Annotated in this window: 20 protein-coding genes; all 20 read left to right on the top strand. The window is 41.6% G+C overall.

Annotated features, from left to right (window positions below):
• The first annotated feature begins 455 nt into the window (after nt 1–455).
• A complete protein-coding gene (locus tag WMO43_RS06510; protein WP_349172321.1) occupies nt 456–755 on the top strand; it encodes a hypothetical protein in 300 nt (99 codons plus the stop codon).
• 233 nt (nt 756–988) lie between these two features.
• Nucleotides 989–6,367, top strand: coding sequence for a SpaA isopeptide-forming pilin-related protein (locus WMO43_RS06515; protein ID WP_349172323.1), 5,379 nt, complete (start codon nt 989–991; stop codon nt 6,365–6,367).
• 73 nt (nt 6,368–6,440) lie between these two features.
• Nucleotides 6,441–7,436, top strand: coding sequence for a DUF5688 family protein (locus tag WMO43_RS06520; protein ID WP_195523148.1), 996 nt, complete (start codon nt 6,441–6,443; stop codon nt 7,434–7,436).
• 109 nt (nt 7,437–7,545) lie between these two features.
• Entirely contained in the window at nt 7,546–8,085 is a 540-nt protein-coding gene (locus WMO43_RS06525) for a JAB domain-containing protein (RefSeq protein WP_004611525.1), read from the top strand.
• Between the two features lie 4 nt (nt 8,086–8,089).
• On the top strand, nt 8,090–9,067 hold the full coding sequence (locus tag WMO43_RS06530; RefSeq protein ID WP_008117417.1) for a DUF3991 and TOPRIM domain-containing protein: 978 nt from the start codon (nt 8,090–8,092) through the stop codon (nt 9,065–9,067).
• 391 nt (nt 9,068–9,458) lie between these two features.
• The gene (locus WMO43_RS06535; protein ID WP_195287322.1) at nt 9,459–9,983 is read left to right on the top strand and encodes a multidrug transporter; all 525 of its coding nucleotides are present in this window, start codon (nt 9,459–9,461) and stop codon (nt 9,981–9,983) included.
• Between the two features lie 4 nt (nt 9,984–9,987).
• Entirely contained in the window at nt 9,988–10,320 is a 333-nt protein-coding gene (locus WMO43_RS06540) for a plasmid mobilization protein (RefSeq protein WP_005340557.1), read from the top strand.
• Between the two features lie 10 nt (nt 10,321–10,330).
• Complete coding sequence (locus tag WMO43_RS06545) at nt 10,331–11,755, top strand: relaxase/mobilization nuclease domain-containing protein (RefSeq protein ID WP_195287360.1); 1,425 nt, start codon at nt 10,331–10,333, stop codon at nt 11,753–11,755.
• A 29-nt stretch (nt 11,756–11,784) separates the two neighbouring features.
• A complete protein-coding gene (locus WMO43_RS06550; protein WP_195287321.1) occupies nt 11,785–12,969 on the top strand; it encodes a hypothetical protein in 1,185 nt (394 codons plus the stop codon).
• 9 nt (nt 12,970–12,978) lie between these two features.
• Nucleotides 12,979–13,383 carry a hypothetical protein gene (locus WMO43_RS06555; RefSeq protein WP_195287320.1) on the top strand — a complete coding sequence of 135 codons (405 nt, stop codon included), beginning with the start codon at nt 12,979–12,981 and terminating at the stop codon, nt 13,381–13,383.
• Nucleotides 13,383–14,501: a PcfB family protein gene (locus tag WMO43_RS06560; RefSeq protein ID WP_195287319.1), complete on the top strand. Its 1,119-nt coding sequence runs from the start codon at nt 13,383–13,385 to the stop codon at nt 14,499–14,501. The genes WMO43_RS06555 and WMO43_RS06560 overlap by 1 nt, the downstream gene beginning before the upstream one ends.
• 6 nt (nt 14,502–14,507) lie before the next feature.
• Nucleotides 14,508–16,700, top strand: coding sequence for a VirD4-like conjugal transfer protein, CD1115 family (locus WMO43_RS06565; RefSeq protein WP_195287318.1), 2,193 nt, complete (start codon nt 14,508–14,510; stop codon nt 16,698–16,700).
• Between the two features lie 69 nt (nt 16,701–16,769).
• On the top strand, nt 16,770–17,549 hold the full coding sequence (locus WMO43_RS06570) for a hypothetical protein (protein WP_006858868.1): 780 nt from the start codon (nt 16,770–16,772) through the stop codon (nt 17,547–17,549).
• A gap of 199 nt (nt 17,550–17,748) precedes the next feature.
• Nucleotides 17,749–18,126 carry a hypothetical protein gene (locus WMO43_RS06575; protein ID WP_006858869.1) on the top strand — a complete coding sequence of 126 codons (378 nt, stop codon included), beginning with the start codon at nt 17,749–17,751 and terminating at the stop codon, nt 18,124–18,126.
• A 54-nt stretch (nt 18,127–18,180) separates the two neighbouring features.
• Nucleotides 18,181–19,023, top strand: coding sequence for a hypothetical protein (locus WMO43_RS06580; protein WP_006858870.1), 843 nt, complete (start codon nt 18,181–18,183; stop codon nt 19,021–19,023).
• 12 nt (nt 19,024–19,035) lie between these two features.
• Complete coding sequence (locus tag WMO43_RS06585; RefSeq protein ID WP_006858871.1) at nt 19,036–19,446, top strand: DUF4313 domain-containing protein; 411 nt, start codon at nt 19,036–19,038, stop codon at nt 19,444–19,446.
• A 12-nt stretch (nt 19,447–19,458) separates the two neighbouring features.
• Complete coding sequence (locus WMO43_RS06590; protein ID WP_195287317.1) at nt 19,459–19,959, top strand: PrgI family protein; 501 nt, start codon at nt 19,459–19,461, stop codon at nt 19,957–19,959.
• 90 nt (nt 19,960–20,049) lie between these two features.
• Complete coding sequence (locus WMO43_RS06595; RefSeq protein ID WP_349172325.1) at nt 20,050–22,422, top strand: VirB4-like conjugal transfer ATPase, CD1110 family; 2,373 nt, start codon at nt 20,050–20,052, stop codon at nt 22,420–22,422.
• Nucleotides 22,423–22,674: 252 nt separating this feature from the next.
• Nucleotides 22,675–23,244, top strand: coding sequence for a PBECR4 domain-containing protein (locus WMO43_RS06600; RefSeq protein ID WP_006859616.1), 570 nt, complete (start codon nt 22,675–22,677; stop codon nt 23,242–23,244).
• 119 nt (nt 23,245–23,363) lie between these two features.
• Nucleotides 23,364–25,301 carry an NlpC/P60 family protein gene (locus WMO43_RS06605; RefSeq protein ID WP_195287359.1) on the top strand — a complete coding sequence of 646 codons (1,938 nt, stop codon included), beginning with the start codon at nt 23,364–23,366 and terminating at the stop codon, nt 25,299–25,301.
• The last annotated feature ends 48 nt before the right edge of the window (nt 25,302–25,349 follow it).

Below are 25,349 nucleotides of genomic sequence, written 5' to 3' on the forward strand. Positions count from 1 at the left end.
AATCAGATGGGAGTGTGAAATGCACTACATCAGCACAAAGACCAACGGAAGGCTGTAGTGGTGTAGCGTCCACTGAGTAAATCAGTATCATGACAGTTGAACGCAGGTCAGTAACAATCAAACAGAAAAACAAGAGCTGTAGCCGGCAACGGTATTTTCCATGGGGCATGACCCCGCCTAGGAGCTTGGCTGGCACTCAGTGTATGGTAGGTGGAACGAAGGAAGTTGGGATATGATCCCCTTAGACACGGAAGGTTCATCATCATAGTTGATCAGAGGGAAAATAGCTTTTATAAAGCAAACACAACAGGGATGCTTTAAGAAGTGTACCCATTAATCAGCTATTCGGTACAAGATACTACGATATCCATCACTCCCGGCTCTTGTTTTGAGGTAAATAAATATCGTCAAAGCCAGTAAAATCAATAGATTTAGGCTTGACAGAATAGGAAGGGATGATTACCACACAGCAGAATTTACAGAATCATTTGAATGACGGCAGTATCACGCAGGAAGAGTACAATGAGTATTATCCTTACGATGGTATGGAAGGCTCTTATTATAGTGTGTTTGTAGAGACAGACCTCAACAAAGCAAGTACAATTGATGGACAGCGGTTATCATCTGAGGATGCAATCGCAGAATATATTGCAAGTATGTTACTTTTGGAAACAGATCCGGTATTCTACATCAGTTATGATGGAGTTTACACGACAGGCGGCACAGACTATTACGAGTTTCGATGTCACAGATAAATAAAAACGAATAGAAGCAGAAGGAAGAAAGATGTAAGCCATAAACTTATGTCTTTCTTTTTTTGTACCCGTTCAGAGCCAAGCAAAATTTCATAAATCGGTTGTGAAATGCTTGCATTTCTAAGACTGATTTTGAAATTTTATTTGGCGGATACGCCACATGAGCAAAAATTGCAGTAGGCAATTTTGCGAATAGGCTCTGAACTAATTGAGATTTAAGGAGGAAAGAGCACATGAAACAGAAACTAAAGCGTTTTATGGCAGGATTTATGGCTATGCTCACACTGGTTGGAACACTCTTTACGAATGGAACAACAGCATTTGCAGCCAGTCCGCAGGCAAATATTGCGTTCTGGAATGCGTCAGTCAAAAATTCTGGAGAAGTAAGTGAGCTGAAGCCCGGATATAATCATGGCAAGATTCTGTATTCAATTCTTGACGGAAATTCTGCATATTGTATGAATTTCGGATTAAGAGCAGATGGCGGTCAGCTTATGAACAGCTACGATGATGCGAGCACATCAATGTCAGCACAGCAGAGAAAGCTTTTAAGTTACTGCCTTTATTATGGATTTAACAGTACACAAAAGGCGGCACCAAGCAACAGTCAGTGCGATGAGTATATCGCAACTCAGGCAATGGTATGGGTTATTGTAGCAGATATCTTTGGAACCGGAAGTGGTGATTCGGCAGCAAGAAAGCTCTGTAACACAGCACCAAGTCCTGATTCTTCATACAGCTATTATGAGAGACTCAGGGACAATATCAGCAGCTCCTACAATGCAACGCTTCCAAGTTTTGCATCACGCAGAACCAGTGAGGCACCAACTTATGAGTTGAAGTGGAATGAGGGAAGTCAGAGATTTGAAACAACATTATCTGACAGCAATGGTGTCTTATCAGACTTTGATTTTGGCATCAGTGGATATTCTGTTGATAAGAATGGCAACAGTATTACAATCTCTTCAACGAGCGTGAATACCACAGCTACAACTGGAACATTCACATCCAATGCTGGCAAGGTTGAGACAACATCAAGCTGTGTATTCTGGCTTACAGGAAAGAGCGGATATCAGGAGTTTATTTCTGAAAGACCGACAGCAGATCCTATCAAAGCCTATATCAAGGTCAAGACAGAGAACATCGGATATGGTGAGCTTACAAAGACAGATGAATCAAGCGGAGCGAAGCTTTCCGGTGCAGTCTATGGAATCTATTCTGACAGCGGATGTACAAACAGAGTTCAGACCATGACAACAGATGGAAACGGATATGCAAAGTCAGCTGCACTTGTTGCAGGCACTTATTATGTAAAAGAGATTACCGCACCAAAGGGATATGTCCTTTCCGGTAAGGTTCATACACTTACTGTAAAAGCAGGACAGACAACGGGAATCTCTGCAACAGATAAAGAGCAGCTTGGAGCAATCACAATCTATAAAGAGGGTGAGGTGCTTAGCTCATGGAATGGAAGCAATTTCACTTATGAGAAAAAGAAGCTTTCCGGAGCAACCTTTAAGGTAACTGCCGGAGCAGATATCTATAAGGCAGATGGTACAAAGGTGTATAGTGCTGGCGATGTTGTGGCAGAAAGCCTTACAACAGGAACTGACGGACAGGTGGTATTATCTGACCTTCATCTTGGAACTTATGTGGTAACTGAGATTAAGAGCATTGACGGGTATACAATCAATACCACACCTCAGACAGTAGCAGTTGAGTATAAGGATCAGACTGTGACAGTACAGTATGAATCAACTACGATTGAGAATACAAGACAGAAAGCGGATGTATCTGTCGTAAAGAAGGACTCTGACACAGAGAACCCTCTTGATGGTGGCAAGTACACACTTTATGCCGGAAATGACATCAAAAACTATGCCGGACAGGTTATTGTCACAAAGGGTACAGCTCTTGAGACAGTAACTACAGGTGAGGACGGAAAGGCAAGCTACAGCGTGGATCTGCCAATCTCTAACGGATATTATATCCAAGAGACACAGGCACCATATGCGTATATCAGAAACAGTAAAGATGTTTACAGCTTCAATTTCAATGTATTACCTGAAACACAGGCAAAGGCATCATTCAGTCACACATTTGTAAATGACAGAACCACAGCAAAGATTCATATCTACAAGGTAGACAAGGAATCAGGCAAGGCAGTAGCCCAGGGAGATGCAAGCCTTGAAGGTGCAGTTTATGGTCTTTATGCGAGAAATGATATCGTGCATCCGGACGGAGCAACAGGAGTCGTATTCAAGGCAGGAGACCTTGTAGCAACACTTACAACAGATAAGAATGGCGAGGCAGAGGTCAATAACCTTTACCTTGGAAACTATTATGTGAAAGAAATCACTCCATCAGAGGGGTATCTCTTAGACGAAGAGGAGCACGATGTAGTATGCGACTATGAGGGAGACCTTGTAGCAGAGGTATCAAGAAGCACAACCTCAGCAGAGCAGGTCATCAAGCAGCCATTCCAGCTTATCAAGGTATCTGACAATGGCGATGATACTGAAGCAGGACTGCTTGCAGGTGCAGAGTTTACAGCGTATTTGAAATCATCTTTATCTGTAAAGGCAGATGGAAGTTATGACTTTGACAAGGCAACTCCGGTAGTAATCGGGGAAAACGGAGCAACAACAATCACATCCGATGATAAGGGACATGCAGTTTCCATTGCAATTCCTTATGGAACTTATGTGGTAGTTGAATCAAAGACTCCGCATAACATGAAGACAATCAAGCCATTTGAGGTAAAGATAAAGGAGAATCATCCAACAGAGCCTCAGACATGGAGAGTTTTCTTGGACAGAGAGTTTACAGCAAAGCTTCGTGTAATCAAGAAGGATTTCGATACAAAGCAGACAGTACTTGTACCAAACGCAGAGTTTAAGATCTTTAATATTGATAAGAACGAATATGTAAAGCAGTACACAACCTATCCGTCAAAGGTAGAGCATACTTCATTCTTTACTGATGAGGACGGAGATTTAATCTTACCGGAAGCACTTAAAATCGGTAACTACCGCATTGAGGAAGTGTCTGCACCATTTGGATATGTTGTAAATGATAAGTATGTCAACATTTCTGTTGATACTGATACAGCATTTGAGACAGATGGTGATACAAATGATGCCATCATCACAGTGGAATATTCCGATGCCCCTGCAGTCGGAGAGCTGACTGTAGAAAAGAAGGGAGAGGTACTTGACGGATTCAAGGGTGGACTTCTTGCAAGCTCATATGAGAAAGAGTTTGTTTATAAGGAAGGCTCACTTGCCGGAGCAAAATTCAAAGTTTATGCTGCCGAGGATATTTACACAGCAGACAACCAGAAGGATGCAGACGGAAACCGCATTAAGTATTACAGCAAGGGAGACCTTGTGACAACTCTTACAACAGGTAAGGATGGAAAGGCAACAGCTAAGAATCTTCCTCTTGGACAGTACAGAGTTGTGGAAGTGGAAGCTCCATACGGATATGTATTAAATCCGAATGAGCAGAAAGTGACATTCACATATGTGGATGATAAGACACCTGTTATCAAGGAAAGCCTTACTTTCTCAGATGACAGACAGAAGCTTGATATGTCAGTGACTAAGCTTGATGCAGAAGATAACACACCGATTGCAGGTGCAGTATTTGGTCTTTATGCAGATGAGGATATAAGGAATGTTGATGGCAGAGTTATTATCGAGAAAGGCATACTTCTTGAGAAGGCAACATCTGATGAGAATGGAAAGATTGCTTTTGTTAAGGATTATCCATTTGCAAAATATGTTGCAAGGGAGCTTGTAAAGCCAGCCGGATATGTGACAAATGAGGAAGCAGTAAACTTTGATACAAAATATCAGGGACAGGATGTTAAGACTGCTGTATATAACAGCGAGTATAAAAACACTCCTACAACCTTTGAGTTTACAAAGACAGATATCACAAGTGGTGCAGAGCTTACAGGTGCAACACTTACTGTACTTGATAAGGATGGAAATGTGGTAGACACTTGGACATCTGATGCCAAGGAAGCACATGTGATCAAGAAACTTGTCGTAGGAGAGACTTACACACTTTGTGAGGAGTTTGCTCCATACGGATATCTGAAAGCAACCGATATTCAGTTTACTGTAGAGGATACAGGAGATGTGCAGCATGTAGAAATGAAGGATGAGGTTCCGACTGGTTCTATCGTGATCAACAAGGATGGCGAGTTTGTAACAGATACCACTCTTATGAAGGGACACTGGTATGATTTCATTTTCAATTACTTCAAGGACAGTCTTGCAGGAGTAACCTTTGATGTATATGCAAAAGAGGATATCGTGAGTGCAGACGGACTTGGAAGCATTTACCATAAAGCTGGGGAAAAGGTAGCAACTATCGTAACAAACGATAAGGGCATTGCCAGAATTGATGACCTTCCTCTTGGCAAGTATTATCTTGTAGAGACAAAGACATTAGATGGATTTGTACTTGATGATACACCGATTGATGCAGACCTTTCTTATATCGACCAGAATACAAAGGTTGTATTTGCGGGAATGGATGTAACCAATGAGAGACAGAAGGTGCAGATTACTGTCACAAAGACTGATTCAGAGACGAAGAATGCTCTTGAAGGTGCAGTATTCGGCTTATTTGCGAAAGAGGATATCGTAAATAAAGATGGAAAAGTCATTGTCAAAGCAGATACACAGATTGAGAGAGGTGTTACTGGAAAGGATGGCAAAGTAACATTTACCTCTGACCTTCCGCTTGGACAGTATTATGTCAAAGAGATTGAGGCACCAAAGGGCTATGTGAAGTCTGATAAGATTTTTGATGTGGATGCTTCATATCAGGGAGATAAGGTAAAGGTTATCGAGTTTGAGGCATCATTTGAAAATGCGCCGATCAAGGTAGAAATTTCAAAGACTGATATCACAGGCGAGAAAGAATTACCTGGAGCAAAGCTTTCAGTTATTGATTCTGATGGAAAGCTTGTTGAGAGCTGGACATCAGAGGCAGGAAAGACTCATATGATTGAGAGACTTCCTGTTGGAAAGTACACACTCAGAGAGGAAGCTGCACCATATGGATATAAGGTGGCAAGTGATGTAACCTTTGAAGTAAAGGAGACAGCAGAAATCCAGAAGGTATCCATGAAGGATGAGCAGGCAGTCGGTAAGATTGTCATCGAGAAAACTGACAAAGTAACCGGAAAGCCGATCGAGGGTGTTGTATTTGAAGTAAGGGATAAGGACGGAAAGGTGCTTGATACACTCACTACTGACAAGAATGGTCATGCAGAGAGCAAGGAGCTTCCTATCTGTACTTACAATGAGGATGGTTCATTTAAGGAAGATATCCATTATACAGTAGTTGAGACAAAAGCAGCTGACGGATATATCCTTGATGAAACAGCTCACGATGTAACTCTTCGATATGATGACAATGCACCGGAAGTTGTTGTAACAACACTTAAGCTTGTCAATGTACCGACAGAGCCTAAGCTTCCACAGACAGGCGACAATGCAAATCCGCTTCTTTATCTTGGAATCGGTGCACTTGCACTTATTACTGGTGTCGGAGTAGGACTTCGTGGAAGAAAGAAAAAGAATAAACAGTAACAATTAACCTTGCGGGGAATGTAAGCCAGTGACTTATGTTCCCTGCTTTTTTAGATTAAGGAGGAACCGTAATATGATGAATTACGAGATTTTTAAGGAAGTAGTAAAAGAAAAGTTTATGGATTATATGCCTGAGAAGTTCAAAGGAATGGAGCTTGTGGTAGAACCCGTGGAAAAGGTGAATGTGACTCTTGATGGCATCATCTTAAGAGAAGAAGGCAGGAACATTTCGCCTACGATTTATATCAATGACATGTATAAGAAGTATCAGGACTGTGGTGATCTTGAGGAAACACTTATGGCTGCATGTGACTTTATGGAAAGGGCATATGAGCAGGTTCCGGTTGTTGATGTGGACAGCATTATGAAGGATGCTAACGAGAAGATTGTATTCCAGCTCATCAATACAGAGCAGAATAAGACATTTTTGGAACAGGTGCCGCACAGGGAGTTCCAGGATCTTTCTATTGTGTATAAGGTAATAATCAGTGCAGATAAGGATGCGGTGCAGAGTTCAAAAATTACAAATGAATTTGCAAAAAGACTTGGAATGAGCGAGGAACAGCTCTTTAAGTGTGCAGCGGAAAACACAAGAAGACTCTTCCCACCTGTCGTTCGTAGCATGAATGACATTATGAAAGAAATGTTCGCAAGGGATGGGATGCCACAGGAGATCGCAGAGATGATGATAGCTGAGATTCCACCGGAGCAGACGATGTGGGTGATTTCCAATGAAAAGGGTATCAATGGTGCAGCATCCATGCTTTATGAGAATGAGCTTCATGAGCTGGCAGAGAGTTTAGAGAGTGACCTTTATATTCTCCCTTCGAGCGTGCATGAGGTTATTGCAGTATCTTCAGATATGGGAAGCCCTGAGATGCTTGCACAGATGGTAGTCGAGGTAAATATGCAGGAGGTGTCTTTGGACGAGAGACTTTCCAATCAGGTATATCACTATGATAAGGATTTAAGAAAACTCACCCTTGCAACTGATACACCGAACAAGAGACTTGATGGTATCGTTGCAGAACCTCCCCTTGTATATGATGCGAAGGAAAAGTCCAGATAGGAGGCAGTTATGGAGCAGGAACTTACAATGGAAGAACTCATTGCTCTCATAAACAGCCAGAAAGGTGACTTTGTTATCCGTGTCGAGTCTGGAGAGGAGGCGGTGTCTGATGCCAAAGAAGAATGACTTCAAGCTTGATGTGGTTTCGGTAAGACTTGTAAAGGATGCTCCGATTTATTCGGAGCACACCTTTAACAATCCGGCGGATATAGCTGCTGTCATGGGAGACTGTATGTGCCAGTTTGACAGGGAAGTAGTGTGTGTGGTCAATCTAAGGTCAGATTTAAAACCTATCAATGTGCATTTTGCAAGTGTTGGTTCTTTAAATGAGGCAATGGCACATCCGAGAGAGCTGTTTAAATCAAGTATCCTAAGCAATGCGGCAAGCATGATGTTAATCCATTGTCATCCATCCGGGAATGTATTCCCAAGCAAGGCAGACACGATGATGACAGACCGCATGAACAAGCTGTGTGAACTGATGGGAATACCGCTCATTGACCATATCATAGTCGGTGGAGACAATCGTGAATTTTTCAGTTTCAGGGAAAAAGGCATGATTGATAATCCTAAGATTACACTAAGCACAGATTACCGGACACTTGATATCAAGTCACCGCTTGTAGCAGAGCAGGGAAAGGCAAGGTGAAAGCATGGATGGAAGATTTACGGATGAAGAGCTTGCCATAGCAAAGAGTGTTGACCTGTGTGCAGTAGCTGAAAGCCTTGGGTATACAGTAAAGAGGATTGGCAAATACCACACTTTAAAGGAGATGGATTCCATCCGTATCTATAACAGAAGCCATTGGTACAGATGGTCAAGGCAGTTTGACAAAGGCAACAATGGCGGCTCACAGATAGATTTCTTACGGGTATTTTGTGGAATGAGTGTAAAAGAGGCTGTGTTCTGGCTTTTAGATTTCGCAGGATACAGAAGAATTGAGAAGCCTGTAAAGCAGCCTCTTGTTCATCAGGTATCGCAGAAGCAGGCAGAGGAGAGAAAGCCATTTGTCCTACCGGAACTGGCAGGAGATAATTCCTATCTTATTTCATATCTGAATCAGGAGAGAGGAATCAGCAGGACTGTCATAGATCTGTTTTTAAAAGATGGACTGATTTATGAGAGCAGGCATTACCACAATGTTGTTTTCAAAGGAAATGATAAAAATGGAGTGACAAGATTTGCAAGTATGCGGGGAGTGTTTGATAAGCAGGGCAAGCCATTCAAGTGTGATGTCACAGGAAATGATAAGAACTATGGATTTAATGTGGTAAATGTTAACAGTACAGAGCTTGTAGTATTTGAGGCAGCAATCGACCTTATGAGTTATGTCGATATCTTCGCGGATTATGAATCAAATAAGCTGGCACTTGGTATGCTTGCAGATGCACCACTTGAGACATTTCTTCGGGAACATCCGCAGATTACTTCCATCCGGTTCTGCCTTGATGGAGATGAGCCGGGGAGAAAAGCAGCAGCTGAACTTATGAGAAAGTATTATGAGCTTGGATATGAGGTAGAAGACTGTCCGCCACCTGCCGGATATAAGGATTACAACGAGTGGCTTGTAGCGGCAAAGCTTAATCTGAACAGGATGAATAAGCGAGCAGATGAACCAGTCAGGGCATGAGAAACCGGATTTTGATGTGTGGGGGCAGAAAGCGCCCCCAAAACAGCAAAGTGGGGGCAGAAAGCGCCCCAAAAATGTCAAAGTGGGGGCAAAAAGTGCCCCCGCAATTTGGACACGACAAAATCCGGACTGAAGTAAAAATAAAAGTGGGGGCAGAAAGCGCCCCCAAAATAACAAAATGGGGGCAGAAAGCGCCCCCAAAATAGCAAAGTGGGGGCAAAAAGCGCCCCCACTTTCATAAACAGAGGGTTTTAGGGAGATTTTCTCCCTAACTAGATGGCATTAGGACAGAGATGTCTCTAATGCGTATCTAGCAGTCGCCGGGGACTAACTGGAGACTGGAGCTTTGGTGAATATTTACTAAACACGGATAAGGAGGTGCAAGGAAGCAATGGATGCAGAAGTTACGCTATTTTCAAAACCAGAAGAACTGATTGCCTGGGCAGACACATTTGATATCTTACTTAACCCTTCGATAGAAGATGCTGCAATATTGCTTAACTATATGGAAGGTCATGATTATGCTATTGGCATAGATTCTGATGGGAAGATGTACAGACAGGATGTAGCTGAGGAGAATGGTGAAATTGAACCATACCCGATAGATGATGTTATAGATACTGTTTGTGAATGGAACTATGAACTGATACTTGATGCTGATGCACACAGGAATGATCCAAAGGATTTTAAAGATTACAGTGAGTTTCAGGATAAGTATGACAGTTTGAAAGCAGATGAAAAGAGGCTGGACAGGTTGTTTGAAAAGACCTGTTATGCAAAGAAGATTGATGAAATGGCGGCTGCTTTGGTGGAATCATTCATTAGCCATCTAAGTAGCAGGGATGATTTGGAAAAAGCTGCGGTGACAGTTGCAGAAGGAATTAAGGATTATAGTACGGGTAAGAGAGGAAGGTGAGTCTATGGCAGATAAAGTTCATTGTATTAGGAAAACACTAAGACTAATGCCAGAGGAAGCCAAGATGCTAGCAAAAAAGGCATGTGATAATGGAATGAATGAGGCTGAGTATATCCGTCTTCTTATCAGTCAGAAACCAAATGATTATCCGGAAGTAAGGAAGATTCTGAAGGAACTCATTAATGAAGTCAACAGAATTGGAATAAATATCAACCAGATAGTATTTAACAATAATGCCGGGCTGTATTCCAAGGAAGATAAGACACAGCTGATAGCTTATATGCGAAAACTGAATCAGAAGGTAGATGAGGCGGTGGTAAAGATTGGCAATCAGTAAAATCCTTAATATGAAGGATTGTGGTGGGCATTTTCATGGAAAACATCTGAAGAGATCTCTTGATTATGTGATGAATCCGGAGAAAACACAGGATGGAAGGCTCGTAGGTGCAATCAACTGTCAGGTCGATTCTGCATTTGAACAGATGAAAGCGACCAAACGGAAGTTTGGAAAAGTTGATAAAAGGCAGGGATATCATATCATTCTCTCATTTAAGGAAGATGAAGTGAATCCTGATACGGCATTTGAGATAACCCGCAGATTCGTAGAAGAGTATCTTGGAAAATCATATGAGGCAGTATATGTGGTGCATGATAATACAGCACATGTTCATTCACACATTGTATTTAACAGTGTGAGTTTTATGGATGGGAAAAAGTACCGCTATGAAAAAGGAGACTGGGCAAAGTATATCCAGCCAATCACGAATAAGCTGTGTCAGGAATATGGTCTTTCAATCATTGATGTTGATGATGGAAGTAAGGAAAAAGAGCATGAAAGCTATAAGGACTGGAGCGAATATCGTGAAGGCAGTTTTGTATGGGCAGATATGATCAAGAGAGACCTGGATTCCTGCATACTGCAGGCAGGAAATTATGAGCAGTTTCTGGAGCTGTTATCTGACAAAGGATATGAGGTCAAGCAGGGAAAGTATCTGGCGGTAAAGCCACAAGGAATGACGAGATTTCGCAGATGTAAGACATTAGGTGACATGTATTCTGATGAGGCAATCCGAGAAAGAATAGAAAAAGAGGATATTTCATTTTACAGGGAACAGCAGAAAGAGGTACAACCGGTCCTTTGTAAGTGTAAGGTGAGAAGATACCGAAGGGCAAAGATGTCGGGACTTCAAAAGAGATACTATGCAAAGCTATACCGGATAGGAAAGCTGAAAAAGAAGCCATACAGTCAGGTATGGAAGTATAAGGAAGATATCCGTAAGATGCATAAACTGCAGGAGGAGTATTTGTTCCTTGTCAATCATGACATTCATTCAGCGGAGGAGCTTGTCAGTGTAATCAGCTCATTGACAGATAAAAGAAAAGAAGTCTCAGCAGAGAAAAGCCGCATTTATAAGGCTAGGGAGAGAAGTCGAGAACTTTTTGATATAGCAGATGATATGAAAGAGTTAGAACCTGCTGAGAAGTCTTTCCTCCAGGGAGATGAATTTTTTATGGATGAGCATCTGCAATGGGAAACTTTGAAACAGAAGCTTTTATCACAGGGATATAGCCTTGAAGAGGTGGAAGCACTGCGTAAACATTATAAAGAGGAGTATTCCAAAGCATGTGCAAAAGAAAGGGCAGTATTCAAAGAGTTGAATATTGGTAAATCTATATGGAAGAGTCTTATTCCAGACAGCGTATCAGATGGAAAAGATGCACAGTACAACAAAGAGACAATACGAGACAGGAAAGAGCAGCCAGAACGTTAGGCTGTTTTTTTAGTAGTTAGGAGGCATATATGGAAGAAAACAGAGAACCGCTTAGTGCGATAGCAATCGAGAAAAAATTGCAGCTTCTCCGAAATAAGCATTTTAGTGAAGATACGATTGCTCTTGTAAAAAGTGATTATGAATATGGACTGAAAGAGGAGGAGATCAGCCTTTATCTCAATAAGTCATACGACATTGAACAGATGAAGATTTTATCGGAATGTCTGCACAAGGATGTTCCAAAAGATGTGATTGATATTATCAAGAATACCAAGTATTCGGTTCATCAGATGCAGGTGTCCCTTGAATTTTATGAAAAGGGTGTACCTGTTCAGACAATTAAGGAGGTTATGGACAAAGGGGAAAAACCTATTACCATGCGACGATTATATGAGGAAGTTCTGGAACAGCTGAATAAAGTCAAGAAACAGATTCCGGAAGAGTCTGAGTATGTGAAAGCACTCATTTCTCAGATGGATGAAGTGGTTGCAAAGATCAATCATCAGAATGAAAGGTATGATGCCCTGAATAAGAAGCTTTCTGAAATAGAGACTTCCAAAGATGATGAGGAAGTCAGGGAGCGTCTGGTCAAGGAGAACCAGGATAAGGATGTTCTTATCAACAGTCAGCAGAATGAACTGAATAAGGCAAGCAGTACGATTGCAAGGCTCAGGGATGATATTGAGAAAAAGGATAAGGAGATGAAGCGTATGGGAGACAGAATAGAGTCATTGGAAGATAAGATCATAAGTGTTGCTACAGAGAATAAAAAAGAAGCAGAAAGTAAGGCAGAGCCGCAGGAAAGCCAGTCCGTATCAAAGGCAGATAAAAAGATGGTAGATACAGTTGCAGTTCCACAGAATATGCAGGCTTTGGCAAACGGGATTCCGGTCTATTATCAGATTCCGGTAGTTGATGGTACTGGAAATGTGGTGCAGAGACTTCCGATTGAGAGAAATGTGAGAAAGAGCAGCAACAGCGGAGTGGCAAGCCTTTTTGCAAGACTGTCATTTAAGAAAAAGTCAAGGGCAGATATTGTAAAGCTGGTTGTATCGGGAGACCTTGTTCCGGCGCAGCTTGTGCAGATTAAGAGTGCAATAGAAAAGGGACTTACTGAGTCACAGCTTGTAGAGCTTATAAACAACAACATTTCAGCGGAAAAGATGAAGGAGATCATTGAGATTGCTGTGCTTGAAAACAGCATGGCAGATTAGGAGGAACTTATGAATTTAGCAGTAGTAAATGAAGCAGTAACAGAGATGAATGGTGTGGAGCATCAGTTTACAGAGGAAGAGAAAAACTTTGTTGTCCAGTTCGCATTCAGAAGCGGCAGCAAGGAAGACACGATTTCTCTTATTGAAGCTTTGGCACATTCAGCGGATAAGGCTGAGTCGGACGAGAATATGGTCACATACAGGTCTAAATATGATATGAAGCCTGCATGGGTGGAACAGGTGGAAAACCTGCTTGTGGCACTTGAAATGTACCGTATCGAGGAGGAGAAAGCAATCAATCATCTGGCAGATATTTTGACTGCTTATGGTATTGATGTATCAGCCGAGGAAATCCGTACTACAGAGACAGAAACGCTTAAAACAACAGTCAGAGAGAAAGTGGAGGTGCGATAATGGCAGAAGAGATTCAGGAAGCGGTGCAGATCATCCGTGTAGCTTATGATGGCATTGAGATTGCCATGAAGGTAGGAAGCGGCGGCATTGCTGCCATGCAGAAGGCAATAGATTTCTTAAAAGGGATGCTTGATTATGAGAAGTCACTTGGCAAGACATGCATGAGAAAGCTGCTCCTAAAGGGTGGCGATTTACAGGTGTTGCAGTTTAATACCGAAGATATGAAAAAGGTCGAAAAGATGGCAAAGAAGTATGGAATACTGTATTCGGTACTTCCGGACTGCAACAGGAAAGACGGACTGAGTGAGGTAATCTTTCATACAGAGGCAGTTCCCCGTGTGAATATGATGATACAGAAGCTCAAGTTTGGTAAGATTGCCACATTTGACGATTATCTGAAGAATGGAGATGAAAAGTCCCTCGGAAAGCTGATGGATTTTTTGAAGAAACAGCAGGGAAACGAGAAAAGCCACACGATAGAAGGGGATAAGGTTAATTCAGCCATTGACGGACTGATTGAGAAGGTCGGAATGTTCGCAATGGAAAAGAAAGCTATCAGTGTGGATCAGGTCAAGGAGAATTTCAGCATCAATGGGGAGCAGGCAGAAAATGTAATAAAACAGCTTGAGACAATCGGGGTGCTTGGCGGCAGGAGTGAGGATGGTACACACAAGGTAATGATGGATAAGGAGGCTTTCACTAACAGGATCAGAGGGTATCAGAGCCTTGCGGACAGAATGAGGGCAATATCTGCCTCAAAAAATACGAACCTGTCAGATGTTACGATCAGTAAGAAACTTATTGCAGAAGAAAACGACCATGCAGTAAAGACCAGAGTTCCGGGAACATGGGGAAAAGATGTCAGATATGTGTGGCTGCATAAGGATAACGTTATGGATATCCATAATGGAAAGACAATGCTCACATTCCTTGATACCAGAAAAGATTACAAACTCTATGATGAGCAGAACCGTGTGGTAACTACGAAAAAGGGAGACGAACTTTATACGCATTATGATAAGGTAGAATCATCTGTCAGGGAGCGATATGAAAAGGTTCAGAAAGAGCAGAAAAAGACAACAAAGAAGAAAACGGTTACTACCAGAAAAGAGAGGTAGGAGCCTATGCAGACAACGAAGAAAAAACCGTCACTGATATTTATTTTAGTGGGTGCAGTGTTATCCGGGTATCTTGGTTATCTGATAAATGGTGCATGGACAGAAGGGATTGCCTTTAATGACTTTATGAACAGGTTCAATGAAGTGTGTGCAGTTCCTTTTGCCAATTATTACAATTCAAATACAGTAAACGCAGTAGCCATTGCATTAGGTATCTATGCGATGGCTATTGTCATGTATTACACCAGTCAGAGAAACTATATGCCCGGTAAGGAATTTGGTACGGCAAGATTTGAAAATCCCAAGCAGGTCAACAAGATACTTGCAGATAAGGATGAGAATTTCAACCGGATACTCAGCCAGAATGTGAAGATGTCGCTGGATTTCAGAAGGCTCAAGCTCAATGGAAATATCCTTATCTGTGGTGGTTCCGGAGCAGGAAAGACATTTTATGAAGTAAAGCCGAATCTTATGCAGATGCCGCATAACTGTTCCTTTATCTGTACCGATCCAAAGGGAGAAATCCTTAGAAGCTGTGGGCAGATGCTAAAGAATAACGGATACAATGTGAAAGTCATAAATCTGTTAGAGATGGATAAATCAGACTGTTACAATCCGTTTTCCTATATCAGAGAGGAAACAGATGTGGTCAAGCTGATTACAAACCTTATCAGCAATACGACACCAAAGGGAGCAACACCAAGTGATCCGTTCTGGGAAAAGGCGGAAGGATTGTTCTTACAGGCTATCTTTTATTATGTGTGGCTGGAGGTACAGCCGGCAAAGAGAAACTTCGAGACAGTACTGAAGCTTCTTGGAGAGGCAGAGGTTACAGAGAAGGGAAAAGCATCGAAGCTGGATGTGCGTATGAAGTTTTTAGAGGAGAGTTCTCCGCTTGGAGCCAATCATCCGGCGGTAAAGCAGTACAACAAATGTATGAGAGGTGCAGGAGACACAGTCCGTTCCATTATCATCAGTGCCAACTCAAGACTTGCATTTCTTGAGAATAAGCAGGTCTTGCGATTACTCTCAAAAGATGAGCTGAATCTTTCCGATATAGGTATTGGAGTCAATGGTGATGGCGAGACAAAGACAGCACTGTTTTGTGTAATCCCGGATAGTGACAAATCCTATAACTTTATTATCGGTATGCTTTATACGCAGATATTTCAGGAACTGTACTATCAGGCAGATTTTAACTGCGGAGGCAGACTACCAATCCATGTGACATTCATGTTAGATGAATTTGCGAATGTCGCATTGCCGGATGACTTCTGTTCGCTGTTAAGTACTATGCGAAGCCGTGAGATTTCAAGTATTATCATTATTCAGAACTTTGCCCAGTTAAAGGCACTTTTCAAAGATACCTGGGAGACAATTCCCGGCAACTGCGATACGTTCATCTATCTTGGTGGCAACGAGCAGAGCACGCACAAGTATGTGTCGGAGCTGCTTGGAAAAGGTACGATTGATAAGAAATCAAGCGGAGAGACAAAGGGCAGACAGGGAAGCTCTTCAAGGAACTATGATGTATTAGGAAGAGAACTGTTTACACCCGATGAGGTCAGAAAGCTGGATAACAAAAAGTGCATTATCTTTATCCGTGGTTTTGATCCTATCATGGATAATAAGTTCATACCATTCAATCATCCGATGTTTAACCAGACAGCAGATGGCAAGGGAGAGCCTTATGTCCATCAGATAAGGGGAGCAGATAATCTTATCGGTCCGCCATTTGAGATTCTGACAGATAAGGCAGTTAAGTATTATGAAAAGCTGAAGGACAAGGGCGAGAATGTGTATATAGATTCTCTTACCTATGAGCAGTTTATGATGCTTGGTGATGCGGAATTAAGCAGAAGATTCTCCATGCAGGATGAAGCAGAGCAGAAGGCAAAGATTGACAGGGAGCAGGCAAATGAGCTTGAGTATGTTGATGAATCACAGAAGTCTGATGCTGCAGAAAGTGCTAACGCTTCTAGTGGAAGTGCTGGTGCTAAGCCAGTAAGGAATCCAGAGAGGGAAAAGCCTAAGTGGGAGGATACCATCACAAATCGAATGCTGCACTGGTCGTATACACCGGAGCAGAAGGAAGAGCTTAGGAAAGCACTTGCTGTAGGAGTTCCGAAAGCAACGATTCTTACTTACTTCTATCCGGATGTTACAGTGGAGAAGATGAGTTCATACAGAAAGAAGTAGTAAGTGTTATTGTATAGGTACAGGAATATGGTATAATGTGCCTATACGATAAAAAGGAGATTTAAATCAATGGATGTTGGAAATGCAACAATAATTGCGGCAGCAATTGCAGCAGCCGTATCATTAGGATCGTCAGTATTTGCATGGTGTGCTGCAAACAAGTCAAATAAAGCAGCAGCACAAAGCAATGAAGTGACTAATAGAACAAATAGAGAAATAGCTGTGTTTGAGCAGGATGAAGAAAATAAAAGAAATGAAAGTCAAATAGATGCAAATATTGTATGGTCAGCAAGAGTTGAGTGGATACAAAATGTAAGAAGGGCGACTGCTGATTTACTCACAGCAATAAATAATTATATTTATTCTGACGAAAATGATGTTGATTTGGTAAAAATGAATTTAATGTCTGTAAGGGAAAAGAGTAATTTATTAATTCTTTATTTTGGACCAGATAAAGTGGAAAATGATAAAGTTGATTTATTAAATAAGGGTGATAATATTTCTAAAAATCAGCATATAGTCAAGTTGATAGAAGATATATATATAGGATGTTGTAGTTATTTTATCAATATCAAGACAATGAAAACATGTAATGATTTGGATTCACTATGTAAGTCATGCCGTAAATCGGGAAGTGAATATGAGAATTGCAATATATATAATGAGCATTATTCAAATCAACAACAAGAAAATGAGTGTAGCTCTTTTATAAATGGCAATCTTGCAAAATGTCAGTGTGTTGCTGAACAGAATAATAAATTATTTAGTGATGTGGATATGTTAACTAATGCAATGAGGATATATCTTAAAATTGAATGGAATAGAACAAAAGAGAGAAAAGATAATTAATATACAAGCACTTTAGCCAATATGGTTAAGGTGCTTTTTTTGCACCTTGAAAGGAGGTGGTTACAGCTAAACACATCGGGGAAAGCCCGATTTAATCATTACAACAGGCATTGCCTGATCATATAGAGTAACTTTTAACAGCCAGTTAGGGATTATATCCCTGCTGGCTTATTTTTTTATCGAAAAGGAGATAAACGACATGAGAAAAGAACAGATTATTACGACAAATAACAAACAGATGGAGGAGAAAGGCATGAAGAACAGATTCATTCACTTTAAAAAGAGATTCGTTCCGGCATTATCCGGGGCACTTATGGGAGTAATGCTTATGAGCACTACTTGTTTTGCAGCAGGTACAGGTACTTCCGCAGTAACACAGCCGCTTGAGAACTTAAAGACACTTATCATTGCAGTCATTGGTGCTGTTGGTGTCATTATTCTTGCAAAGAATGTTATGGAGTTCGCACAAGCCTACCAGCAGCAGGATTCATCTACCATGAACTCCGCTCTGAAAGGAATTGTAGCAGGTGTCATGATGGCTGGTATTTCAACAGTTCTGACATTCTTAGGCTTCTAAGATTGGGGAAATGCAATTTCCCTTTTAGTAAAAGGAAAGAGGTGAACAACAAGTATGGATATTTTTAAGCTTGGAGACAAGATCCTTGCACTTCTTGAGGCAGTGTTTGGGTTTTGGAACAATCAGATATCCCTGGTCTTTGCAATGCTTGGACAGTCACCGGTCAGTTTCAAGGGCGGAGGTCCCTGGGCAGTCATTGAGGGTATTGAGCCGGTCTTTGTAGCGGTCGGTTCATCCCTCGTTGTGCTGTTCTTTGTTATCGGTTTCTGCTCGGAAAGCATAGATGTAAAAGATGAGATGAGGTTTGAATCAATCCTGCGTATGCTTATCCGACTGGGACTTGCAGAATGGTTTGTTGCAAATAATGTCACGATTATGAAAGCGTTTTTTACTTCCATAGGAAATCTGGTGGGACTTATATCTGCCGGGACAACGACGCAGCTTGCCATTGACAGGACACAGGCAGACATCATTAAGGGACTCGGATTTGGTGAGAGTCTGGTAATGCTGATACTCACAGCTTTGCTTGCAATCATCATTATTATCTGTGGATTCTTTATCATCTACACAGTGTATTTCAGGTTCTTAAAAATCCTGATTATTGTGCCGCTCGGTGCGATTGCATGCTCCACAATGGCAGGAAACAGAATGGTCAGTCATACAATGGCTACCTACTGCAAATATTTTCTTTCGTGTGTATTTGAGGCAGTAACGATGGCACTTGCGATTGTGGTATGTAATGCATTTATCAATGCAGGACTTCCGGCATTTACAGGAAGTTATGCTGACTGGGCACAGACGCTTATATGTCTGTGTGAAATGACATTTACGATTGCAATGACTGTCGGAAGCGTGAAGGGTGCACAGACACTTACAAGCAAGGCATTTGGATTATAGAAGGAGGCAGAAATGGATAATGAAAAGAAACAGGTTACTTATAATTCAAGTATAACCGGAGAAACGCAGGTGACATTTGATATCCAGCAGTATATGAATAACAGGGCAATGTTTATTGGTCTTATGTGTAATGAAGATGGATATGAGGAGCCTTTTGGGGATGTGACTGTGAATTTGTCGGTTGCAGCACCAAATTACTGCGGATATCTGAATGTGAATGACATGCCGGATATTGAAAAGTTTATTACAGATAACGACCTTGGAGAGTTTACAGGATTCACGCAAAGGAGCGGTTTCTGCGAATATCCGCTTTATCTGTTCAATGTAGATAAGCTTAGAGAACTGTGTCCGGATGGAATGGATAAGTATGAGGCAAATATCGGAATGACAAGAAAGCCGGAGACAAAGGATTTATCAAGATAGGAGGCAGGGACAATGGTAATCGAAGTAAACAAGGATATTGACCGCTATCAGGAATCGGTTGCAATGGGACTTACTGCAAGGCAGCTTATATTTTCCATTGCAAGCGTAGTGGTTGGTGGCGGTATCGTCCTTCTTCTTTACAAGTATATCGGTCTTACGGGTTCTGCTTATGTGGCAATTCCCTGTGTGGCACCGATTGCACTTGGTGGTTTCTATTCCTTTAACGGGATGAATTTCTACGAGTATATGGGAAAGAAACTGCATTTTATGTTTGGAAACAGGGCACTTACTTATGTGTCAACTGAGGGAGAGCCTGCAATAAAGCAGTTAGAAGCAGAACAGAATGAACAGGTAAAGAAGAAAGGCAGAAAGGCTGAACCGGAGACGGTAACAGCTGATTCGGCTGTAAAGAAGCAGGAGGAGTTTGAAGCGATGAAGAAAAAGACAAGAAATATGCTGCTTGGTCTTGTTGCAGTCATTGTGGCGGCAGCAGCATATAAGGCGATGCATTAGATAAAAAGTATCTGACCGAAAGGTCGGGAACACAGCCCGCAGGGTGAAGTTCCCGGCGGGCTTTCATTATAAGAAAGCGAGGTTAGAGACATGGGTTTATTTACAGACGGATTTAAGTTATTAAAGAAGGCGAGTGAGCCTTTGTATAAGACACCTAAATCCATTCAGGAAACCATAGAGATTATGGCGGTAGCTGAAAACGGCATTTTTGAAGTAAGCAAAAATAAGTATTCCAAATGCTACCGCTTTCAGGACATCAATTACACGACAGCAACGGAGGATGAGCAGATTGGCATATTTGAAAGATACTGCAAGTTCTTAAATTCGCTGGACTGTAATTATAAGATTACGATCAACAATAAGAACAAAAATATGGATGACCTCCGTGATAAGGTTCTGATTGCTGAGAAAAATGATGGCTTCAATAATTACAGAAGAATCTATAATGACATCATTGAGGAGAAGATTATTGAGGGCAGACAGGGGATTGAGCAGGAGAGATACCTGACGATCACGATTGAGAGAAAGAACTTTGAGGAGGCAAAGGCACAGTTTGCAACCCTTGAGGCAACGATACACAAGGCTTTCATTGAGCTTGGTGCAGACATTGTACCACTTAATGGAAATGAGAGACTGAAAGTGCTCTATGACTATTATCATCTTGGAGATGAGGGCAGTTTTGATTTTGATATCAAAAAGGCTAAGAAGGTCGGGCCAGATTTTAGAAATGATCTATGTAATGGAATGGTGAAATATTTCCCGGACCATTTTGAGGATGAGAGTAAATTCTGCAAGGCACTTTTTATCAAAAAGTATCCGAGCAGTTTGTCAGACAGATTCATCAATGAGATTACTTCCCTTCCGGTTCATTCCATCACGAGCATTGATGTGGTGCCCGTACCAAAGGATCTGACCACAAAGGTGCTTCAGAAGAAATACCTTGGTATTGAGTCGGATATCATTAAGCAGCAGAGAGTCCGTAATAAGAATAACGATTTTTCTACGGAAATCTCATATGCCAAGAGAACGGAGAAAAAGGAGATTGAGGAAATCATGGATGATGTCCGTGAGAATGACCAGTGCCTTTTCTTTGTGGGAGTAACCATTATTCTTATGGCAGAAAGCAAGAAGGAGCTTGAGAGTGTATGTGAGACTGTGGAGACTATCGGAAAGCGTAACAGTTGCACGATTGATACACACTACTTAAAGCAGAGGGAAGCACTCAACACAGCACTTCCGATTGGTGTAAGACAGGTGGAGACAATGCGTACACTTCTTACCCAGTCACTTGCGGTGCTTATGCCATTTAATGTGCAGGAATTAAATGACAGCACAGGAAACTATTATGGCATCAACCAGATCAGCAAGAATGTGAATATCGGCAACAGAAAGAAGCTCATTAATGGAAATGGCTTTGTATTTGGTGTGCCGGGTTCCGGTAAATCCTTCTTCTGCAAGATGGAGATGGGCAGCGTATTCTTGTCGGGTGATGATGAGATAATCGTCATAGATCCAATGAACGAATACTTTGATATTGCTGAGACTTATGGCGGAACTGTAGTAAATATGTCTACTTACACGGATAACTATGTGAATCCGCTGGAGATGGATGTGTGGAGCCTTGACCCGAATGATTCAAAGGGAATGGTAAGAGAAAAAGGCGAGTTTATGCTTGGACTTTGTGAGCAGTGTATCGGAGACAGTTTAAATTCAAGACAGAAGTCAATCATTGACCGCTGTGTGAGAAAGCTGTATATCGACATTGCAAGGAGCAAAGAGAAGTATATCCCTGTAATGAGTGACTTTTACGATATCCTTATGGCACAGCCGGAGGACGAGGCAAAGGACATTGCATTGTCATTGGAGCTTTTTGTAAATGGTTCACTTAACATCTTCAACCATCAGACAAATGTGGATGTGGATAACAGATTCACAGTATATGGCATCAGGGACTTAGGTACAGAGCTTAGTCCTATCACAATGCTTGTCATGATGGAGTCCATTCAGAACAGGATTGTTGAGAATGGTAAGAGAGGCAAGGCAACATGGCTCTATATTGATGAGTTCCATGTCTTACTTAATTCCGAGTATTCTGCAAAATATCTGCAGCAGCTCTGGAAGAAAGTGAGAAAACAGGGAGGTCTTTGTACCGGTATCACACAAAATGTAGTCGATCTGTTGCAGAATTACACAGCAACCACAATGCTTGCAAACTCTGAGTTTGTGGCGCTCTTGAAACAGGCGAATACAGACAGTTCCAAGATGGCGGAAGTTATCGGGGTATCAGAGGCACAGCTACGATTCGTAACCAATACTGCATCGGGAATGGGACTTATCAAGTGTGGCTCTGTGGTGATTCCATTTGATAATCAGATTAGTAAGGATACAGATTTGTACAGGCTGTACAATACCAACATTCACGAGATAATTGAGATGAAAAAGCATGCAAATGAAAAATGTTAATTCTTTATGAAGTCATGAATTTTGGATTGACATATTTTCATATGACAGGTAATATAATATTAAAGACAGGCAACTTGAGTGTCTGCCAAGCGGCAAAGTAAGGTGTTGTGCCAGAGAGCAGTGCCTTATGAGCTTTATAAGGGTTTGACATTTACCACAATCTGGCTAGAGGTTAATCCTCGAAAGAAAATGTTAGAAGGGCTCTGCTTATGCAGAGCCTTTCTTAATCTAAGGATGTAGTGGAGAACTGTAATGAGGAATGTTTTAGATTGCATAAATGCATTTATTCCGCTATTATCAACCGAATATGAGCTTGTACTAGGGAGAAAAGGTGTTTCAGTTACATTAAGAATTTCATTTGATAAAAAAGATTGTTTTCATCTTATGGGATTACAATATCTGGTAGACAGACCTGAATTGAGCCGAGACAGAGGGAGAGTATTTGATGAGATAGCAGATGGAACAATTACAATTGAAAAAATAGAGTCATCAGATTTTTATAATAAGATAGAGCAAAGAGTTCATTTCCTGCCATTGCTTGAACAAATGATTGATAGTAATGATACTGTGTTTAAGTATAATAAGAAAGCAAATATGTATTCAATGATTGAGGCTGATTATCTTATGGAAAACAACGTGGAGAGCAGGAATCTATTTTTGTTTTTATCTAATGATGAAGGAGATAATTATTTCTGTCGTTCATTTTTTCCAGAGGAAAAGATGGATTATTCAAAAAATCAAGCATCGTGGACACTTCTTTATAAGAAAAAGATTGATTTATCAACCAGAATAGAGACAGTTCTTTACAATAGAATCAAATAGATTTTTACATAAGCCATTTGGACTAATCATCCAGATGGCTATTTTTTTACTCATTTTTGGGTAATGGATGTAGAAAGAAGGTGAGAACAATGAAGATAAAGAAAGTGGATGACAAACCAATGGTCATTCACACCAAGGAGAAAGCCAAGATTCATGCCCACGAGCCAAAGGGTGCCAAGATTAAAGGCAGCAACATCTATACAGTAGAGAGAGGTCCGAAAGTGCATGATGCTAAAGCCAATGAAATGGATAAAAAAGCATCTGCAAAATTAATGCTTCAGAAAAGTGCTGGTGGAAAGCGTACTTATAGAAAGAGTACCATTCATCAATCGGAGGCTAAGGATAAAGGTCTTTCTAGGTTTAAGCGTAACATCAGAGAGTCAGGAACTTCCATCAAGACCAAGAACACCAATCTTCACATTGCAGGAAGAACAGGAGCACTTGCAGCTGGGGCAGTAACAGAACAGGTGGAAGGCGGGCATGAGGTATCGCAGGCAGCATATCTTGCATATGAATCAAGCCGACCTGTTACCGGAACTGCTTCCAAGGGTGCAGCACTTTTCAGGAAAAAGGCGGCAGCCGAGGCAAGAAAGCGTATCAAGAAGGTAGAGGCAGGAAAGAAGCTGGCAAAAAGGACAGCAAAGAAAGCTGCCAAAGATACTGCCAAGACGGTAGCTAAAGAGACGGCAAAAGAAACAGCAAAGACTACTGCCAAGGTTGCAACAAAAACTGCTACAAAGGCAGCTGCTACAGCGGCAGGAACAGCGGTTGCACCGGGAGTTGGTACTGCAATCGGCATGGCAGCCGGATATGCTGCAGGTGTGTCCATAGAGGTCAAGGATGAAAAGATGACCAACCGGAGCAGGAAGATAAAATTCTTTCTGGATAAGATGAAAGCACAGGAGAATCAGACAGACAGCGTGGCAAAACTGGTAAAGGATCTGATTGTGCGAAAAGCGATTACCTGGGTAAAGGCAGCTGCACCGATTATCGGATTGGTGCTTTTATTACTTGTTCTTGTAGTTGCCATGATTGCGGTTCCGGTTATAGCGGTGATAGCAATCCTTTACAATTCTCCATTTGCTTTATTCCTACCACCACTTGAATCAGGAGATACCGTGCAGACAGTAACGAGTGCTTATGTGCAGGAGTTTAACCGGGATGTGAACACGAAAGTGAATGAGCATACCGGATATGACCTTGGAGAGCTTGTATATGTGGATTATGAAGGTATGGAAGAAAACCCAAGCAATTACTATGACATCATGGCAGTCTATATGGTCAAGCATGGTGTCGGAGATACTGCAACAGTCATGAATGAGACTTCAAAAGGCTGGCTGCAGGCAGTTGTAAATGATATGTGTTCATACACCACAAGCACAGGAACAAAGGATGTGGAAGAAACAGATGCAGACGGCAATGTAACTACTGTCACGAAGTCTGTTCTGTATGTGAATGTAACGCTGAAATCGTACAGGGATATGATTTCAGTCTATGGGTTTAACTCTGATCATGTGGAAATGCTTGAGCAGATCATGAGTCCGGAGTTTATGGGACAGCTTGGATATGCCGGAAGCGGAAGTGGCGGCGGAGGCGGAAGTCCGGGAGTAAGCTCCATGACTGAGGATGAAATCAATGCCATCCTAAACGAAATTACAGACAGCAGGCAGAAAACAGTCTGCTCCTATGCACTTCACAGAGTTGGCTTTCCTTATAGTCAGGATTTAAGAGACAGCGGTAACTATTATGACTGCAGCTCCTTAGCCTATTATTCATGGAAAGATGCAGGTGTGGATATTAGTTACGGCGGTGCAACCACAGCGGCAGCGGAGGCACAGGGACTGGATGAAGCCGGAAAGACAGTCTCCTTTGATGAGTTACAGCCGGGAGACCTTATCTTCTACAGTTTTACAAGCAATGGAAGATATAAGAACATCAGCCATGTGGCAGTATATGTCGGAAATGGCAAAGTGGTAGAGGCACTTAATGAAAGTCTTGGTGTGGTTTACCGGGATGTGGCAAGCACAGGAAAGATTGTTGTGATAGGAAGACCATAACAGGAAATTTGCAGAGAGGTCATAGTCCCTCTCTGAGACTGGAGGTAA

This window comes from Maccoyibacter intestinihominis (assembly GCF_040096355.1).
Lineage (GTDB): Bacteria > Bacillota > Clostridia > Lachnospirales > Lachnospiraceae > Maccoyibacter > Maccoyibacter intestinihominis.

Coding starts and splice junctions, on each gene's coding strand:
- WMO43_RS06510 (WP_349172321.1), top strand. CDS start 456: ATGATTACCACACAGCAGAATTTACAGAATCATTTGAATGACGGCAGT.
- WMO43_RS06515 (WP_349172323.1), top strand. CDS start 989: ATGAAACAGAAACTAAAGCGTTTTATGGCAGGATTTATGGCTATGCTC.
- WMO43_RS06520 (WP_195523148.1), top strand. CDS start 6,441: ATGATGAATTACGAGATTTTTAAGGAAGTAGTAAAAGAAAAGTTTATG.
- WMO43_RS06525 (WP_004611525.1), top strand. CDS start 7,546: ATGCCAAAGAAGAATGACTTCAAGCTTGATGTGGTTTCGGTAAGACTT.
- WMO43_RS06530 (WP_008117417.1), top strand. CDS start 8,090: ATGGATGGAAGATTTACGGATGAAGAGCTTGCCATAGCAAAGAGTGTT.
- WMO43_RS06535 (WP_195287322.1), top strand. CDS start 9,459: ATGGATGCAGAAGTTACGCTATTTTCAAAACCAGAAGAACTGATTGCC.
- WMO43_RS06540 (WP_005340557.1), top strand. CDS start 9,988: ATGGCAGATAAAGTTCATTGTATTAGGAAAACACTAAGACTAATGCCA.
- WMO43_RS06545 (WP_195287360.1), top strand. CDS start 10,331: ATGAAGGATTGTGGTGGGCATTTTCATGGAAAACATCTGAAGAGATCT.
- WMO43_RS06550 (WP_195287321.1), top strand. CDS start 11,785: ATGGAAGAAAACAGAGAACCGCTTAGTGCGATAGCAATCGAGAAAAAA.
- WMO43_RS06555 (WP_195287320.1), top strand. CDS start 12,979: ATGAATTTAGCAGTAGTAAATGAAGCAGTAACAGAGATGAATGGTGTG.
- WMO43_RS06560 (WP_195287319.1), top strand. CDS start 13,383: ATGGCAGAAGAGATTCAGGAAGCGGTGCAGATCATCCGTGTAGCTTAT.
- WMO43_RS06565 (WP_195287318.1), top strand. CDS start 14,508: ATGCAGACAACGAAGAAAAAACCGTCACTGATATTTATTTTAGTGGGT.
- WMO43_RS06570 (WP_006858868.1), top strand. CDS start 16,770: ATGGATGTTGGAAATGCAACAATAATTGCGGCAGCAATTGCAGCAGCC.
- WMO43_RS06575 (WP_006858869.1), top strand. CDS start 17,749: ATGAGAAAAGAACAGATTATTACGACAAATAACAAACAGATGGAGGAG.
- WMO43_RS06580 (WP_006858870.1), top strand. CDS start 18,181: ATGGATATTTTTAAGCTTGGAGACAAGATCCTTGCACTTCTTGAGGCA.
- WMO43_RS06585 (WP_006858871.1), top strand. CDS start 19,036: ATGGATAATGAAAAGAAACAGGTTACTTATAATTCAAGTATAACCGGA.
- WMO43_RS06590 (WP_195287317.1), top strand. CDS start 19,459: ATGGTAATCGAAGTAAACAAGGATATTGACCGCTATCAGGAATCGGTT.
- WMO43_RS06595 (WP_349172325.1), top strand. CDS start 20,050: ATGGGTTTATTTACAGACGGATTTAAGTTATTAAAGAAGGCGAGTGAG.
- WMO43_RS06600 (WP_006859616.1), top strand. CDS start 22,675: ATGAGGAATGTTTTAGATTGCATAAATGCATTTATTCCGCTATTATCA.
- WMO43_RS06605 (WP_195287359.1), top strand. CDS start 23,364: ATGGTCATTCACACCAAGGAGAAAGCCAAGATTCATGCCCACGAGCCA.